This window comes from Phascolarctobacterium succinatutens YIT 12067 (genome assembly GCF_000188175.1).
Taxonomy (GTDB): Bacteria; Bacillota; Negativicutes; order Acidaminococcales; family Acidaminococcaceae; genus Phascolarctobacterium_A; species Phascolarctobacterium_A succinatutens.
Window position 1 is genome coordinate 20,080 of record NZ_GL830930.1, and the last position, 15,174, is coordinate 35,253.

Annotated in this window: 16 protein-coding genes; all 16 read left to right on the forward strand. The window is 51.2% G+C overall.

The annotated features are described in order from the left end of the window. Window positions 1-8 precede the first annotated feature (8 nt). Window positions 9-503, forward strand: a complete 495-nt coding sequence (gene ruvC / locus HMPREF9443_RS08825) for a crossover junction endodeoxyribonuclease RuvC (protein WP_040565408.1) — start codon at window positions 9-11, stop codon at window positions 501-503. Next, window positions 504-1,106, forward strand: a complete 603-nt coding sequence (ruvA, locus tag HMPREF9443_RS08830; protein WP_009146255.1) for a Holliday junction branch migration protein RuvA — start codon at window positions 504-506, stop codon at window positions 1,104-1,106. A gap of 75 nt (window positions 1,107-1,181) precedes the next feature. Further along, window positions 1,182-2,189 carry a Holliday junction branch migration DNA helicase RuvB gene (ruvB, locus tag HMPREF9443_RS08835; protein ID WP_009146256.1) on the forward strand — a complete coding sequence of 336 codons (1,008 nt, stop codon included), beginning with the start codon at window positions 1,182-1,184 and terminating at the stop codon, window positions 2,187-2,189. Between the two features lie 26 nt (window positions 2,190-2,215). After that, on the forward strand, window positions 2,216-2,818 hold the full coding sequence (locus HMPREF9443_RS08840) for an epoxyqueuosine reductase QueH (RefSeq protein ID WP_009146257.1): 603 nt from the start codon (window positions 2,216-2,218) through the stop codon (window positions 2,816-2,818). Between the two features lie 27 nt (window positions 2,819-2,845). Next, window positions 2,846-4,135 (forward strand): SpoIID/LytB domain-containing protein, encoded by a 1,290-nt coding sequence (locus HMPREF9443_RS08845; protein WP_009146258.1) that lies wholly within the window; start codon window positions 2,846-2,848, stop codon window positions 4,133-4,135. 47 nt (window positions 4,136-4,182) lie between these two features. Continuing rightward, window positions 4,183-5,211 (forward strand): tRNA preQ1(34) S-adenosylmethionine ribosyltransferase-isomerase QueA, encoded by a 1,029-nt coding sequence (queA, locus tag HMPREF9443_RS08850; protein WP_009146259.1) that lies wholly within the window; start codon window positions 4,183-4,185, stop codon window positions 5,209-5,211. 58 nt (window positions 5,212-5,269) lie between these two features. Then, entirely contained in the window at window positions 5,270-6,385 is a 1,116-nt protein-coding gene (gene tgt, locus HMPREF9443_RS08855; protein ID WP_009146260.1) for a tRNA guanosine(34) transglycosylase Tgt, read from the forward strand. A gap of 159 nt (window positions 6,386-6,544) precedes the next feature. Beyond that, complete coding sequence (gene yajC / locus HMPREF9443_RS08860; RefSeq protein WP_148495370.1) at window positions 6,545-6,817, forward strand: preprotein translocase subunit YajC; 273 nt, start codon at window positions 6,545-6,547, stop codon at window positions 6,815-6,817. Next, a complete protein-coding gene (locus HMPREF9443_RS08865; protein WP_009146262.1) occupies window positions 6,817-7,401 on the forward strand; it encodes a 5-formyltetrahydrofolate cyclo-ligase in 585 nt (194 codons plus the stop codon). Before yajC ends, HMPREF9443_RS08865 begins: the two co-directional genes overlap by 1 nt. Before the next feature lie 44 nt (window positions 7,402-7,445). Beyond that, window positions 7,446-8,684: a protein translocase subunit SecD gene (gene secD, locus HMPREF9443_RS08870; RefSeq protein ID WP_009146263.1), complete on the forward strand. Its 1,239-nt coding sequence runs from the start codon at window positions 7,446-7,448 to the stop codon at window positions 8,682-8,684. Further along, window positions 8,684-9,568, forward strand: coding sequence for a protein translocase subunit SecF (secF, locus tag HMPREF9443_RS08875; protein WP_009146264.1), 885 nt, complete (start codon window positions 8,684-8,686; stop codon window positions 9,566-9,568). The genes secD and secF overlap by 1 nt, the downstream gene beginning before the upstream one ends. 144 nt (window positions 9,569-9,712) lie before the next feature. Then, window positions 9,713-10,489 carry a YdcF family protein gene (locus tag HMPREF9443_RS08880; RefSeq protein ID WP_009146265.1) on the forward strand — a complete coding sequence of 259 codons (777 nt, stop codon included), beginning with the start codon at window positions 9,713-9,715 and terminating at the stop codon, window positions 10,487-10,489. Window positions 10,490-10,595: 106 nt separating this feature from the next. Beyond that, the gene (locus HMPREF9443_RS08885) at window positions 10,596-11,531 is read left to right on the forward strand and encodes an ABC transporter substrate-binding protein (protein WP_009146266.1); all 936 of its coding nucleotides are present in this window, start codon (window positions 10,596-10,598) and stop codon (window positions 11,529-11,531) included. Window positions 11,532-11,549: 18 nt separating this feature from the next. Further along, window positions 11,550-12,281, forward strand: coding sequence for a hypothetical protein (locus HMPREF9443_RS08890; protein ID WP_009146267.1), 732 nt, complete (start codon window positions 11,550-11,552; stop codon window positions 12,279-12,281). A gap of 189 nt (window positions 12,282-12,470) precedes the next feature. Further along, on the forward strand, window positions 12,471-12,821 hold the full coding sequence (locus HMPREF9443_RS08895) for a LapA family protein (RefSeq protein WP_187363723.1): 351 nt from the start codon (window positions 12,471-12,473) through the stop codon (window positions 12,819-12,821). Then, window positions 12,818-15,172 carry a single-stranded-DNA-specific exonuclease RecJ gene (gene recJ / locus HMPREF9443_RS10425; RefSeq protein WP_009146269.1) on the forward strand — a complete coding sequence of 785 codons (2,355 nt, stop codon included), beginning with the start codon at window positions 12,818-12,820 and terminating at the stop codon, window positions 15,170-15,172. Before HMPREF9443_RS08895 ends, recJ begins: the two co-directional genes overlap by 4 nt. The last annotated feature ends 2 nt before the right edge of the window (window positions 15,173-15,174 follow it).

Consider the following 15,174-nt stretch of genomic DNA (forward strand, 5'->3'; position numbering starts at 1 on the left):
GGTTTTTTATGCTGGTTTTAGGAATTGACCCCGGTACCGCCATCTGCGGTTATGGCTTGGTAGATATGACAGGAAACCGTCTGCGCCCCGTTTTTTACGGCTCGGTGCTGACGTATAAGGATATGCTGCCGGAGCTGAGGCTAAAGAAGATTTACGATGATATTTCGGATATTATCGATCACTTCAAGCCGGATCTGCTGAGCATCGAAAAGCTGTTTTTCAACCGCAACGTGACTACTGCGATTCCTGTAGGACAGGCACGCGGCGTTGTGCTTTTGGCTGCGGCCAACAAGGGACTGCCGGTGATGGAATTTACGCCGATGCAGATTAAGCTGTCGGTAGTAGGCACAGGCAGTGCGACGAAGGAGCAGGTTATCTATATGGTAATGCATCTGCTCAATATCCGCGAAAAAATTAAACCGGATGATACGGCCGATGCGCTGGCAGCGGCAATCTGCGGCATCAATACTGCGTCTACGCGCAGATGGCAGGAGGGCAGATAAATGATAGGTTCATTGAAGGGCACTGTTGACAGCCTGGGCATAGACAACTGCATAATCGAAACGGCAGGCGGCGTAGGCTACCGTGTTTTCATGCCGGCGGCACAGCTTGCTCAGCTGACGCAGGGTGCCTCTGTACGCCTGCACATCCACACCGCAGTACGCGAGGATGCCATTGTTCTTTACGGCTTTTTGAGCCGGGAATATTATGACCTCTTTGAACTGCTGCTGACTATCAGCGGCGTAGGTCCCAAGATGGCTTTGGGTATTTTATCCGCAGTTAAGCCTGATGCCTTTTATCTGGCGGTGCAGAGCCGTGATATCAAGGTGCTCACCAAGCTGCCCGGTATCGGCAAAAAGACGGCGGAGCGATTGCTGCTGGAATTGAAGGACAAGGTCGGACCCGTAGCCGCCGAAAGTGCTGACAGCTTCGGCGAAGCAGTAGCTGCCGGAGGCAGCGGTGCTGTAGCGGAGGCTATCGAAGCACTTGCTTCCCTTGGCTACAGCAACAGCGAGATTATGCCCGTAATCAAGAAAATCGAAGGCGCAGAAACCAAGACGAGCGAGGAAATTCTGAAGCAGGCCTTAAGGCTGATGATGAAGTAATTTCCCGCAGATAAATCGTCTGGCGGTATTTGAGCCTGTAGCAGTAGGCTGCAAAAGGCTTGCTAGGAGGAACTTATGGAATTTGATGATAGAATTATTGCCGGGGCGGAACAGGAAGCAGATGGCTGGCAGTACAGCCTGCGTCCGCGTCTGTTAAATGAATATATAGGTCAGACGCAGGTCAAGGATAATCTGTCTATTTTCATTAAGGCTGCCGCTGCCCGCCACGAAGCGCTGGACCATGTGCTGCTGTTCGGGCCTCCGGGCCTGGGCAAAACTACGCTGGCCAACATTATTGCCAATGAGCTTAATGTCAACATCCGCGTTACCAGCGGACCGGCGATTGAACGTCAGGGAGATTTGGCAGCAATCTTAACCAACCTTGGCGACAATGATGTACTTTTTATTGACGAAATCCACCGCTTGTCCAAGACCGTAGAGGAAATCCTGTATTCCGCTATGGAGGATTTTGCGTTAGATATTATTATCGGCAAAGGTCCTGCGGCACGCAGTGTGCGTCTGGACCTGCCGCATTTTACGCTTATCGGCGCTACCACGCGTCTGGGAGCGATAGCAGCGCCTTTGCGGGACCGCTTCGGCGTACAGTGCTGCCTGGAATTTTACAAGCCGGAGGAGCTGCAGTTTATTATTACGCGTGCAGCGGAAATCCTGAATGTAAAAATCGACAAGGAAGGCGCCATGGAAATTGCCCGCCGCAGCAGAGGCACGCCGCGTATCGCGAACCGTCTGCTGAAGCGTGTGCGCGATTTCGCTCAGGTGCTGGGCGTGGAGGTTATCGACCGTCAGCTGGCAGACGAAGCGCTGGCTAAGCTGGAGGTTGACCGCTACGGCTTCGACCGCAACGACCGCAAAATTTTGACGACCATCGTCAAAACCTTCGGCGGCGGTCCTGTCGGCATCGAAACAATTGCTGCAGCCGTAAGCGAGGAGTCCTCAACCATTGAGGATGTAATCGAGCCGTATCTGATGCAGCAGGGAATGCTGAACCGTACCTCGCGCGGACGTATGGCAACACGCGAAACCTATAGATATCTGGGAATACCGTTTCCCGAAAATCAGTAAAGCAGTTTAGCTGTTCAGGAGGAAAAATGAAATTATTATTACACGCCTGCTGCGGTCCCTGTGCCTGCTACCCTACGGAGCAGCTGACGGCGGCGGGAACAGATTTTGATATTTTGTTTTTTAATCCTAACATTCATCCGTACAAGGAGTTCAAGCACAGGCTGAGCACCCTGCGGGAGTTTTGTGAGAAGAAGCGCTACAATCTTATTATCGACAAAAGCTATCCGATAGAGGAATGCATCCGCGGTATGCTGTCAGAGCCTACCGTGCGCTGTGCCTTCTGCTACCGTATGCGCCTGCGCTACGCAGCGCAGTTTGCCAAAGAAAACGGCTACGATGCCTTTTCGACTACGTTGCTCGTCAGCCCCTATCAGCGCCATGAGCTGATAAAAAAGGAGGCGGAGGCGGCAGCGGCGGAGTTCGGTATTCCGTTCTATTACGAGGATTTCCGCGTCGGCTACCAGCGCGGCGTGGATATCAGCCTGGAGCTGGGGCTGTATCGCCAGCAGTACTGCGGCTGTGTCTTCAGCGAGCGTGACCGCTACGAAATCCGCAAAAAGCCCAAGGCGGAAGCAACGCAGGATAAGTTTGTGGTTGTAAGCAAAAATATTAAAATGGTGACCAGATAAAGGCTGCAAGCTATCGAGGAAAAGTATATGCTTAGAAAATTACTGATACTGTCTGTACTGTTATTTACTTTTATATTTGCCTCTGCTGCGGTAGCCGCCGAGCAAATCCGCATAGGAATTGTGGTGGGGCAGGCAACGGCAGAGCTGAGCTGTGAGGATGAATTCACAGTGCGTGATTCATCGGGCAAAACTACTACGATGCCCAAGGGAAAATATTTCATCCATGCGCAGCAGGGAAAGCTTTTCTTTGATGATAACAATGAATTTGGTAATGAAGCGTTTGTTGCTACGGCGGCAGGCAAAAGCTCACCGCAAATCAATAAACGCAGTTATAAAGGGGATTTTCAGCTGCAGGCCGAGCAGGGTAATAAGCTACTGGTAGTCAACAGACTGCCGCTGGAGGATTATCTGGCGAGCGTGCTGCCTGCCAAAACGATGTCCGTATGGCCTGATGAGGTTATCAAGGCACAGGCGGTTGCTGCCCGCAGCTATGCTATGTATAAAATGCAGCACAGCGACAAGGCTTATGCTTTGCTTGCAACCGACAGGGAGCTGCCTTACGGAGGTACCGGCAAGCGCATTGAAAAGTATGCTGTGACGAAGCTGATTCAGGCGACGAAAGGACAGTATCTTGCTGATGCTTACGGTCGGGCGATTGAAGCTGTCACTACTTCAAGCAGCGGCGGCAGAACCGAAAGCGCGCTGAATCTGCGCGGTACTGCCGTAAGCTATCTGCAGTCGGTAGAGGATTACGACAGCGACAGCCCGGAATATACCTGGGAAAGCCGCATTGCTCCGGTGCTTTTGGAAAGTCTGGCAGCACAGCGCGGTTATACCACCGGCAAGCTGACGAGCATACGTCTGTCCCCGCTTGATGATGCAGGTGTTGACAGAACGCCCACGGGACGGGTAAAATATATTATCCTTTCGGGTGAGGCCGGTGCTGCCAAAATCAGCGGCAGTGAGCTGCAGGACCTGTTAGGCTTGAACAGTACCTTATTTGATATCGAAACCGGTACGCCGGTACCGGAAACGCTCAAGGTGCCTATCGAAGATCATTACGGTATGGAAATAGGCAGCAAGGATATAGGCATCAAGGTCAATGAGTCGAAAAAGCCCGTCTGGAAAAATTTAGTACGCAGCTACCATTTGTTGGGCGGCGGCAAGGAAGAAAAAATTATTTTCCACGGCAAGGGGAAAGGCTCCGGCCTCGGTTTGAGTGCCTGGGGGGCGCGCGGTATGGCTAACGCCGATGCCAAGGCTACCTATAAAACGATTCTGGCACATTATTATCCCGGAACTCAGCTTGTCCGTTAGCAGGAAGCTATGTGTCCTGTAATATATAAGAAAAGAGAGAATTTTGCATGTTAGTAACTGATTTTGATTATGATTTGCCACAGGAGCTTATTGCTCAGCATCCTATGGAGCCGCGCGACCATTCGCGCCTGCTGGTTGTTGACAAAAAGACCGGTGAAATTGAGCATAAGCATTTTTATGATCTGGTAAATTATCTTAAGCCCGGCGATGTGCTGGTGTTTAACGATACCCGCGTTATTCCCGCGCGCCTGCACGGCACGAAGGATACCGGTGCCCATGTCGAGGTATTTCTGCTGACCCGCAGAGATGCAACCGACTGGGAGGTTCTGGTGCGCCCCGGTAAAAAGCTGCAGGTTGGTGCCAAGATTAACTTCAGCGATGAATTGAGCTGCGAGGTTATTGAGCACACCGACTTCGGCGGACGCGTAGTACGCTTTAAGTATGACGGTATCTTCGAAGAAATTCTTGATCGTCTGGGCGAAACTCCTCTGCCGCCGTATATCACGGCACCGCTGGAGGATAAGGAGCGTTATCAGACTGTTTATAACCGTGAGCGCGGCAGTGCTGCCGCTCCGACTGCAGGCCTGCACTTTACCAAGGAGCTGCTGCAGAAAATCAAGGAAATCGGCTGCGAAGAGGTTTTTGTAACGCTGCATGTAGGCCTTGGTACCTTCCGCCCCGTAAGCGAGGCGAAGATTGAGGACCACAAGATGCATAAGGAGTTCTACACCGTATCGCAGGAGGCTGCGGATGCAGTAAATAAGGCGAAGGCCGAAGGCCGCCGTATTATTGCGGTTGGCACTACGGCAGTACGCACTCTGGAGGCTGCGGGCGCTGACGGTCAGCTGCACGCTGGCAGCAGCTGGACGAATATCTTCATCTACCCCGGTTACAAATTCCGTCTGGTGGATGACCTCGTAACCAACTTCCATCTGCCGCAGAGCACGCTGCTGATGCTGGTAAGCACTCTGTCTACCCGTGAGATTATGCTGCAGACCTACAAGAAGGCGGTTGAAGAAAAATATCGCTTCTTCTCCTTTGGCGATGCCATGTTTATTACAGACCTCAATAAATAAGATTTTTTGCCTTCGACGCAAAGCCGAAGGCGCTGATAAATATTTTTAGGAGTTGCATATGACTAAACACGCAGTAACCTACGAACTAATTAAAGAATGTCCGCGCAGCGGTGCGCGTCTTGGCCGCTTGCATACGCCGCATGGTACCTTTGAAACTCCGATGTTTATGCCTGTAGGCACACAGGCAACGGTAAAAACTCTGGCACCGGAAGAGCTGTACGATATGGGTAGCCAGGTTATTTTGTCGAATACCTATCATCTGTTTTTGCGTCCCGGTCACGAGCTGGTGCGCAAGGCAGGCGGTCTGCACAAGTTTATGAATTATAAACGCGGTATGCTTACCGACAGCGGCGGCTTCCAGGTATTCAGCCTGGGCGCTATGCGCAAAATCACCGAAGAGGGCGTAATGTTCCGTTCGCATATCGACGGCAGCAAGCAGTTCCTTTCGCCGGAGGTTTCTACTCAGGTGCAGGAGGCATTGGGCGCTGATATCGCGATGGCCTTTGATGAATGCATCCCGTATCCCGCCGATTTTGATTATGCCAAGCGTTCTACCGAGCGTACCACACGCTGGGCCAAGCGTTGTCTGGAAACTCATACGCGTGAGGATCAGTCCATGTTCGGTATCGTGCAGGGCGGTATGTATCCCGAGCTGCGCCGCATGAGCGTACAGCAGCTGACAGAGCTTGACTTCGCCGGCTACGGTATCGGCGGTCTGTCCGTAGGCGAGCCTAAGTCGATGATGTACGATATCCTTTCACATACCACCGAGCTGATGCCGAAGGATAAGGCACGCTATCTGATGGGCGTAGGCACTGCCGACTGCATTGTAGAGGCAGTAAACCTAGGCGTTGATATGTTTGACTGTGTATTCCCGACACGTGTGGCCAGAAACGGCACCGCTATGACGCACACCGGCCGTCTGGTAGTACGCAACGCAACCTACGCAGAGGATTTCCGTCCGATTGAGGAAGGCTGCGACTGCTATGCCTGCCGTAACTTCAGCCGTGCTTATATCCGTCATCTGTTCAAGGCAGAGGAGATTTTCGGTCTGAGACTCTTGTCTATTCACAATCTGCATTTCCTGCTGCATTTTGCCAAGGAAATACGTGAGGCTATCGCTAATGACTGCTTCCCTGAGTTCCGCGAAAGATTCTTAGAAAATTATCGTTGATAACAAGGATTTTTCCGATTTACAGAGAATATATAAAAATGGTATAAATAAACTGAACTATTGCATACTAAAATGTTTGCAAGAGGAACCTGCAAATATGTCCGAATTTGCGGGAAGTGATAAAATGTGGAGGTGTTCAATATGCAAGGTGGAGATACAATGGCTTTGCTCAATTCTCTCTGGCCCTTCTTTTTAATGGGCGGCATATTCTATTTCATGCTCTGGAAACCCCAGAAAAAAGAGCAGCAAAAAAGACAGGATTTGTTAAACAGCCTGAAGGAAGGCGACGAAATCATTACCATTGGCGGTATCTATGGTAAGATTACCGCTATTTCCGAAAAACGCGTTAAGGTAGAGGTTGCCGAAGGCGTAGTAATCGAAATGGCGCGCAATGCTGTCAGCGGTTTCCAAAACCCCGCTAAAAATTCCTGATGGTGATTGCAGAAGAAAAAGTTGAGCTGCGCAAGTATTTTAAAAGGCTGCGGTCGCAATTGACCGCAGAGCAGGCTGCTTCCGGCAGTCTGCTGACTGCCCGTCAGATACTGGCCTGTGATGCATATCGCAAAGCGAACTGCATCATGGGCTATTTGGCTTTCGGAAATGAGCTGTCTGTGGACCTGGTTCTGCAGCAGGCCTTGGCCGACGGCAAGACTGTTGCCGTGCCGCTGGTGCAGTCGGCAACGGAGATGGCTCCTGTTCAGCTGGAAAACATGCTGGAGTTTGAGCTTGACCGTTACGGCATCCGCAGCGTCCGCCAACCGGCGAAGCTGCTGCAGCCGCAGCAGCTTGACCTTGTACTGGTGCCCGGAGTGGCCTTCGGCCGCGACGGCAGCAGACTGGGGATGGGCGCGGGTTATTATGACCGTTTTCTGCCGCAGGCGGAAAACGCATTGCTCATGGGCATCGCTTACGATGCTTTTATTCAGCCGAATCTGCCGCGGGATGAATTTGACGTGCTTGTACAGCTTTTAGCAAGTGAAAGCGGGATTACCACTCTCAGTCCGCTTAGCTTATAAATTAAATCCAGTTAATCCAAAAAAATCTTAAGGAGGAAGTTATTTTGCGTTGGAATGAATTCGGGAAATTTCTGATTGTCGCTTTGGCGATTATCGGCGGTTTCTGCGTATACATCTCGCCTCTGGCTAATTCCATTAAACAGGGCTTGGATCTGCAAGGTGGTACTCATGTAGTTTTACAGGCTGTGGATACGCCGGAACTTAAGGTTGACGATGACGCTGTCAACCGCAGTGTAAAGGTTATTGAGCGTCGTGTAAATGAGTTGGGCCTGACCGAGCCTGTTATTCAGCGTCAGGGCAAGGACCGTATTATTGTTGAGCTGCCGGGCGTAAAGGATCCTGAAAAGGCTATTGCTATGCTGGGCCGTACCGCTATGCTGCAGTTCAAGGATGAAAGCGGCAAGGTTGTTCTCACAGGCAGTGACCTGAAGGACGCTAAGGCACAGGTTTCCCAAGGGAATCAGGCTGTAGTAGGTCTGGAATTTAATGATGAGGGCGGCAAAAAATTTGCTGACCTTACTGCCCGCAATGTAGGCAAAAAAATCGCTATCGAGCTTGACGGCCAGGTACTGACCGCTCCTGTAGTACAGGAAGCTATCACCGGCGGCCATGCACAGATTTCCGGCTCCCGTAACGTTGAGGAAGCCGAGCATCTGGCAATCCTGCTGCGCAGCGGCAGTTTGCCGGTTAAAATCGAAGTTATGGAAAACCGTACCGTTGGCCCTACCCTCGGTCAGGATTCCAAAGACAAGAGTGTTAAGGCCTTCAGCATCGGTATCATCGGCGTATTTGTATTTATGCTGCTGTTCTACCGTCTGGCAGGTGTAGTTGCGGACATTGCTCTGCTGCTGTACGTAATGCTGCTGCTTTTGGTAATGCGTTATCTGGGTGCAACACTGACACTGCCCGGTATCGCAGGTATTATCCTGTCTGTCGGCATGGCGGTTGACGCCAACGTACTGATTTTCGAACGCTTCAAGGAAGAAGTTAAGCGCGGCAAAACTCTGCGCAGTGCGATGGATTCTGGCTTTGGCCGCGCTATCGTAACCATCCTTGACTCCAACCTTACTACTATCATGGCTGCAGCCGTACTGTTCTACCTGGGCACCGGTCCTATCAAGGGTTTTGCTGTTACCCTGGCACTTGGTACCTTGCTGAGTATGTTTACCGCAGTAACCGTTACCAAATTCCTGCTGCGCTTCTTGATTTACAGTAACATCACCAAGAGTCCCTTCCTGTTTGGTGCAAGAGCACCGAAAGCAAAAGAGGAGGTGGCTAAATAATGAAGTTATCTATCGTTAAGCGTTATAAAATTTTCTTCGCTATTACCATCACCTTCCTGATTATCGGTATCGGCTCCATGCTCTTCAAGGGCTTCAACCTGGGCATTGACTTTACCGGTGGCAGTATCATGGATTTGGAATTCAAAAATCCTGTTACCGTTTCTCAGGTACGTGAGGTGCTTAAAGAAAAGGATCTGGGCAATGCTATTATCCAGCTGGAAAGCAGCGACAGCAATGCCAAAAGCTCTAAGGGCGTGCTGATTCGTACCGGCGTTATCAGCGACGAGCAGCGTCAGCAGGTAATGACCGACCTGAAGAGCAAGGTTGGCGACTTTGCTATCCAGCGTGTTGAAAACGTTGGTGCTACTGTCGGCGGCGAGCTGATTCAACAGGCTGTGATGGCGATTGTGCTTTCCTGGTTCCTGATGATTGCTTATATCACCATCCGCTTTGAATTCCGCTTTGCTCTGGCAGCGATTATTGCTTTGATTATCGACGTACTGGTAACCCTAAGCTATTTCTCCCTCTTCCATATGGAGCTTGATTCCTCCTTCGTTGCAGCTTTGCTGACGGTTGTTGGTTATTCTGTCAACGGTACCATCGTTATCTTCGACCGTATCCGTGAAAACCTGAAAATCCATCGCCGCAGCGAAAGCATGACGGAAATGGTAGACAACAGTATCTGGCAGACCATGGGACGCAGTATCTATACTGTAGGTACCTCTCTGTTCGCTGTTGTAGCTATCTTCATCTGGGGCGGTGAAACTATCCGCAACTTCTCCTTTGCTATGCTGGTAGGCTTCTCCAGTGGTGCTTATACCTCCACCTTCCTCGCAGGTCCGTTATGGATGATGCTGCGTAAGCTGAAACCCGGCAGAGATTAAAATTAAAACTATAGCCTGTGTGCATTAGGAAAAATGAATGCCGCAGGCTATTTTTCTTGTTTTTGACGGCTGAAAAAGCTACAATAATAGGTGATATTGCAAGAGAAGCTTTTGTTTTTATCGGTACTGTTAAGGAGAACTGGAATGATTTATATTTTGAAATTTATCGCAGCCTTTTTGCTACCTCCGGGTTTGTTTGTGCTGCTGGGAATCATACTGAGTGTTTATTTGTGGCGGCGGCGGCAAAACATCGGCCGTTTTGCTTTCAGCTTAAGCGCTTTTTTGACGCTGCTGTTATATTTCAGCTCTACCTTATTGGGAGCAAAGCTGCTGGGACAGCCGTTGGAGAACCGTTATATTCAGCAGCAGCCTGACGCTGCGCAAGTGATAGTTGTTCTTGGCGGCGGCAGCGTCGGTTCCGCACCGGACGGCACTGAGCGCGGAGGCCTGATGTCCGCCGGAGCGGCGCGCCTGCTGACGGCAGCACGCCTGGCAAAGCAGCATTCGCTGCCGGTGCTCATCAGCGGCGGGCAGGTGTTCAGGGACGGCGTGAGCGAGGCGCTTGTCGCCGAGCGTATTCTGCTGCAGCTGGGGCTGCCGCAGGAGCAGATTATTGTTGAAACGCAGGCCAGAACAACGAAGGAAAATGCTGCCTATACTGCCATGCACTGCCGTGAGCGTGGCTACCAAAGCGTGCTGCTGCTGACAAGTGCGCTGCATATGCCTCGCAGCATGCAGTTCTTTGAACGTTATTTAGGTGAGCAGGGCGTAAAGGTTGCCGCCTATCCCTGTGATTACACACTCAATCCGCAGGGCAAGTTTAACCCGCGTTGGCTGGTGCCTCAGCTGCAGGCCTTTGACGTTACCTGTATGGCTTTGCATGAATATGTGGGGATGGCCGGTGCCTTTTTACAGCGTTAATTTGCAGCGGCAAGCTGACTTCGACCGGCTAATTTGCATAATTTCCGCCTTTTTTGTATAATAAGTAACAGATAGAAACAAATATTATTTTTGGGTGGGTTATATTATGAAAAAAATTCTGTTCTTAGTTTGCCTGCTGCTTTGTCTGCTGCTTGCCGGCTGCGGACCGCAGGAGAAGAATACCTCTGGCAGCGGTAAGGTTTTGTACACAGTGACGGATGCAACTGGCACTAAGCTGAGCTTCAGCGAAAAGCCGCAGCGTATTGTGAGCCTGAACGTATCTGCCGACGAAATTTTGCTGGATATGGTTGACAGTAAGCGCTTGGCAGCCTTGTCGCTGCTGGCCGATGATCCCGGCATCTGCAGTGCCGGTGACAAGGTGAAATCCGTCAAGGGCAGAGCGCAGGGAAGCAACCTGGAAAGTGTGCTGGCCATGCAGCCTGATCTTGTTATTATCCCGGATTATACTGTGGAGCCGATTCAGGGACTGCGCAGCGCGGGACTCAAGGTTTATGTGTGCCATACGCCGAATAATGTGCAGGATATCTTTAAGTTTATCAGGGAAATCGGCTCTGCCGTAGGCGAAGAAGCCAAGGGTGAGGCGATGGCCAAAAACATGGAAGCGCAGCTGGAGGCTGTGCGTAAGCAGGCGCTGCAGGCTGCAGGCGATAAGCCGCTTAATGTGCTGGCACTTTCCTTTACCGGACCGCTGGGCATGAGGGGCACCTTCAGCGGCCTGTGCTATTATGCAGGCGTGCATAACGTGCTTGATGGCATGGATATTCCGTATCAGAGCAACCTGTCGGAGGAAAAAATGCTGGAGCTTAATCCGGAGCTGATTATTACGCCGAGCTGGGATTACAGTAAAAAAGGCGACCCGGAGCAATTCCGTCAGCGCATTTTACAAAATCCGGCCTATAAGAGCATTAAGGCTGTAAAGAACGGCCGCGTGCAAAGTTTGCATGATAATTATTTATACAGTACTTCGCAATATACAGTTAAGGCGGTGCAGGAATTGGCACATGCCGCTTATGGAATTTAGTTAGGAGATGCAGTGGCAATGAGACTAGTCAAAACAATTGGTCTGACACTTTTATTGGCAGCGGGAATGCAGCTGTGCGCTGCGGCCAAGGAGCAGGAAGCGTTTTATACAGGTGAAAAAATTAAGGGATATGATAAGGGCAGCTTTGTAGTTTTGGAGGCCGATGATATTAACTTCCGCAGTGCCGCTGAGGACGGCAATGTTTTAAAGGTACTGCCGCATCATTCGCTGCTGCGTGTTATCCGCCAAAGCGGTGACTGGCTGGAGGCCGAATCGGACGGTGTGGACGGCTTTATCTACGCGCCCTATACCGTTGCCGGAAGCAGGGACGAGCTGACGCAGGAGGATTTTGCTCTTGGCTATGCCGCACTCGGACAGAAGTTTGACGAGCAGAAGGCCGAGGAGCGCCTTGGTGCCGTCAAGCAGGAGAAAATAGATAAAAAGCGTAAGCAGATAAACTATACATTTGAGGGCGCCGTAATCAGTGTTGCCCGCAAAAAACAGGCAGTAGATGCAATCCGTGTTGTTGATCCCAAGTATATTACGATGCGCGGCGTAAGCATCGGGGACAGTGCCGGCAGAGCTGTAGGACAGTACGGCCTGCCTGATGCGGTTGTTTATGCTGCCGATAATACCACCTACGAATATTTTTGGGAGGACGACAAGGAGCAGCCGTTGCGTTTTGCGCTGGAGGTTGACAAGCAGAGCCGTGTGACAGCCTTTATTTTGGAGAAGCTGAAGAAAAAATAGCAGTCTGCTGTCAGTCTTTGTGAAATAGGTAAAATTAAGCCTTAAATGAGTATGTATACACTAAAAATCCTGCCGCATAAGCAGGATTTTTTTATATGCTGGCAGAATTATAACAGTTATAATATATTAAAATTTATACTAAAGGAGTTGAGCTGAATGCCGTTTTTAATCTTAGTTATAATTATTTGTATGATAGTAGCATTGTTTGCCGTGCAGAATGCGGTAGCAGTATCCTTGAACTTTGTTTTCTGGAGCTTCAGCGCCTCACTGGTGCTGGTAATTCTCGGTGCTTTTTTAATGGGCGTGCTGGTTGCCACCTGCTTTTTGCTGACGATGAAGGCCAAGCATTATCTGAAGGATAAAAAGATGCGTGAGGAAATGCAGCAGCTGCAGGCAGAAAACAAACGCCTGCAGGAGCGCGTTGCCATGCTGCAGCATACCCAGCTGCTGCACAACGAGGCAGCACAGGCCGAGGCTGTAAAAAAGGCAGAGCCGGCTGCAGCAGACAAGACTGCTGTCGAGAGCGGTAGCCGCCAATGATGCACAAGGAACGAATTTGGGATATAAAAGAATATAACAGTCAGAAGGCAGACTATTTGGCGGAGGAGCTGAATATTTCGCCGATGGTCACCGGTATTTTATTGGAGCGCGGTCTGCAGGATGCAGCTTCGATGCGTGATTTTCTCTACGGCAGCGCTGCTCCCTTTCATGATCCGTTTTTGCTGAAGGATATGCAGCGCTCGGTTGAGCGTATAGAGCGGGCCTTGGCGGCGGGAGAGCAGATTACGGTTTACGGCGACTATGATGTGGACGGAATCAGTGCTTCCTCCTTGCTGTACCTGTATCTGAAGCAGCGCGGCGGCAGGGTTGCCACCTACATCCCGCAGCGTAAAAGCGAAGGCTACGGCCTGAATGACGAAGCGTTGAAAAATATTGCGGAAAATGGTACAACGCTGGTGATTACCGTGGACTGCGGCATCAGCGGCCTGCACGAGGTAGCCAATGCGCCGAAGTCTCTGGATATTATTATTACGGACCACCATACGGTGCCTGAGGTTCTGCCTCCTGCCTACGCAATTATCAACGCCAAGCAGCGTGACTGCGGCTATCCGTTTAAGCATTTGAGCGGTGTAGGCATTGCCTTCAAGCTGTGTCAGGCGCTGGAGCAGCGCGAGCCGGGAAGGCTGCCGAAGTGGCAGGAACTTACAGAGCTGGCGGCACTGGGAACGGTAGCGGATATTGTGCCGCTAATAGGCGAAAACCGCGAGCTGGTGCGCCGTGGCCTGAAGGCTATGGAAACAACGAAGCTGGTTGGCCTGCGTGCTTTGATTAAGGCCAGCGGCTGTCCGGAAACGGGCATTGCTTCCGATAACATCGGCTTTGGCCTGGCGCCGCGCCTGAACGCCGTGGGCAGGCTGGAGCATGCGCAGCTGGCGGTGGAGCTTTTGGTAACCGACGATAGCGTGAAGGCGGAGAAGATTGCCGCCGAGCTTAATCGTGAAAACACACTGCGGCAGGAAATCAGCCGTCAGATTATGGAAGAGGCGGAAGCACAGCTGGCGCAGGAAAAGCATATCGATACGGCAATCGTGCTTGCTTCCGAAGGCTGGCATCAGGGCGTTATCGGTATCGTGGCTTCACGCCTGGTAGACAAGTACCATCTGCCGACGATTCTGATAAGCCTGAACAACGGCGTTGCCAAGGGCAGTTGCCGCAGTATTCCGGCGCTCAATCTTTACGAGGCGATAGATGCCGAACGTGATTTGCTGACGCAGTACGGCGGTCACCATCAGGCTGCGGGCCTGACGCTGCCGGCAGAGCTGTTGCCGGAATTCAAGCGCCGCTTCCACGAATACGTTGCGCAAAAGCTGAGTCCGGAGGATTATCTGCCGCATCAGGCAATTGACTGTGTTTTGAGCGGCAGCAGCGAAATCAGCATCAGGGATTTGGAGCAGCTGGCACTGCTGGAGCCCTGCGGCTGCGAAAATCAGGCACCTGTTTTTGCCTTCCGTCAGGCGCTGCTGCATAATCAGCGCGCTATGGGCAAGGAGCGCAATCATTTGCAGTTTGTGCTGGATAAGGGCTATAATTCTTATCGCGGCCTGATGTGGAACAATGCGGATTTGCTGCCGTATATGTTTGAAAATATGGTGGCTGATGTTGCCTTTCAACCGAAAATAAATGTCTGGAATAACGAAACGAGCGTGCAGCTGCAGGCCGTAAGCATTCATCAGCAGGTGACGCTGGGGGATATGCGTCAGGCTGCCGATGATAAATGGCGTCTGCTGCTGGGCTTGGTCAAGGTGCATAACAAGGTGCTTGCTTATACCGAAGATAAGCAGTCGCTGCCCGCCGAGGTGCTGCAGACTGCGGGGGATTATCTGGAGCTGGCTTCTTATGAGGAGGCTGCCGGGATGAGCCAGGAAAGGCTGCAGCAGGCCGAAGAAATAGTGCTGTTGGATTTGCCTGCTTATCCGCTGGCGGATATTATGCGCAGATTGCGGCAGCAGGGAGCAAAACATGTAACGCTGCTCTTTAATCAGCCGGATTTAGAGGAGCGCTTGCAGCGCCTGGCTTTAACGCATCCGGACAGGGATGCGATGATGCAGGCCTATAAGCTGGTGATGAATGCACTTAAAATGCGGACAACTGTGAGCGTCGAAGAGCTTTTGTCTGCTCATGCGGAACAAATAAGTGAACAAGCTGTAAAAATTATGGAAGAGCTTGGCTTTATCAGCTATAATAATGGTATAATAGAAAAAGCTGCTATTAAACGCTGCTCGCTGGAGGATGCACCCCTATATGTAACCCTGCAGCAGGAAAGAGAGCGTTTGGAGCACATTTATAAAGAAAATTACCGCCTGAGTCAGCACGAGTTGTTGCGCTGCTGATG

Excerpts from the sequence above, each read along its gene's own strand:
- recJ (WP_009146269.1), top strand. The coding sequence starts at position 12,818 with ATGATGCACAAGGAACGAATTTGGGATATAAAAGAATATAACAGTCAG.
- HMPREF9443_RS08880 (WP_009146265.1), top strand. The coding sequence starts at position 9,713 with ATGATTTATATTTTGAAATTTATCGCAGCCTTTTTGCTACCTCCGGGT.
- secF (WP_009146264.1), top strand. The coding sequence starts at position 8,684 with ATGAAGTTATCTATCGTTAAGCGTTATAAAATTTTCTTCGCTATTACC.
- queA (WP_009146259.1), top strand. The coding sequence starts at position 4,183 with ATGTTAGTAACTGATTTTGATTATGATTTGCCACAGGAGCTTATTGCT.
- HMPREF9443_RS08885 (WP_009146266.1), top strand. The coding sequence starts at position 10,596 with ATGAAAAAAATTCTGTTCTTAGTTTGCCTGCTGCTTTGTCTGCTGCTT.
- HMPREF9443_RS08895 (WP_187363723.1), top strand. The coding sequence starts at position 12,471 with ATGATAGTAGCATTGTTTGCCGTGCAGAATGCGGTAGCAGTATCCTTG.
- HMPREF9443_RS08845 (WP_009146258.1), top strand. The coding sequence starts at position 2,846 with ATGCTTAGAAAATTACTGATACTGTCTGTACTGTTATTTACTTTTATA.
- ruvA (WP_009146255.1), top strand. The coding sequence starts at position 504 with ATGATAGGTTCATTGAAGGGCACTGTTGACAGCCTGGGCATAGACAAC.
- ruvB (WP_009146256.1), top strand. The coding sequence starts at position 1,182 with ATGGAATTTGATGATAGAATTATTGCCGGGGCGGAACAGGAAGCAGAT.
- tgt (WP_009146260.1), top strand. The coding sequence starts at position 5,270 with ATGACTAAACACGCAGTAACCTACGAACTAATTAAAGAATGTCCGCGC.
- HMPREF9443_RS08865 (WP_009146262.1), top strand. The coding sequence starts at position 6,817 with ATGGTGATTGCAGAAGAAAAAGTTGAGCTGCGCAAGTATTTTAAAAGG.
- HMPREF9443_RS08840 (WP_009146257.1), top strand. The coding sequence starts at position 2,216 with ATGAAATTATTATTACACGCCTGCTGCGGTCCCTGTGCCTGCTACCCT.
- HMPREF9443_RS08890 (WP_009146267.1), top strand. The coding sequence starts at position 11,550 with ATGAGACTAGTCAAAACAATTGGTCTGACACTTTTATTGGCAGCGGGA.
- yajC (WP_148495370.1), top strand. The coding sequence starts at position 6,545 with ATGGCTTTGCTCAATTCTCTCTGGCCCTTCTTTTTAATGGGCGGCATA.
- ruvC (WP_040565408.1), top strand. The coding sequence starts at position 9 with ATGCTGGTTTTAGGAATTGACCCCGGTACCGCCATCTGCGGTTATGGC.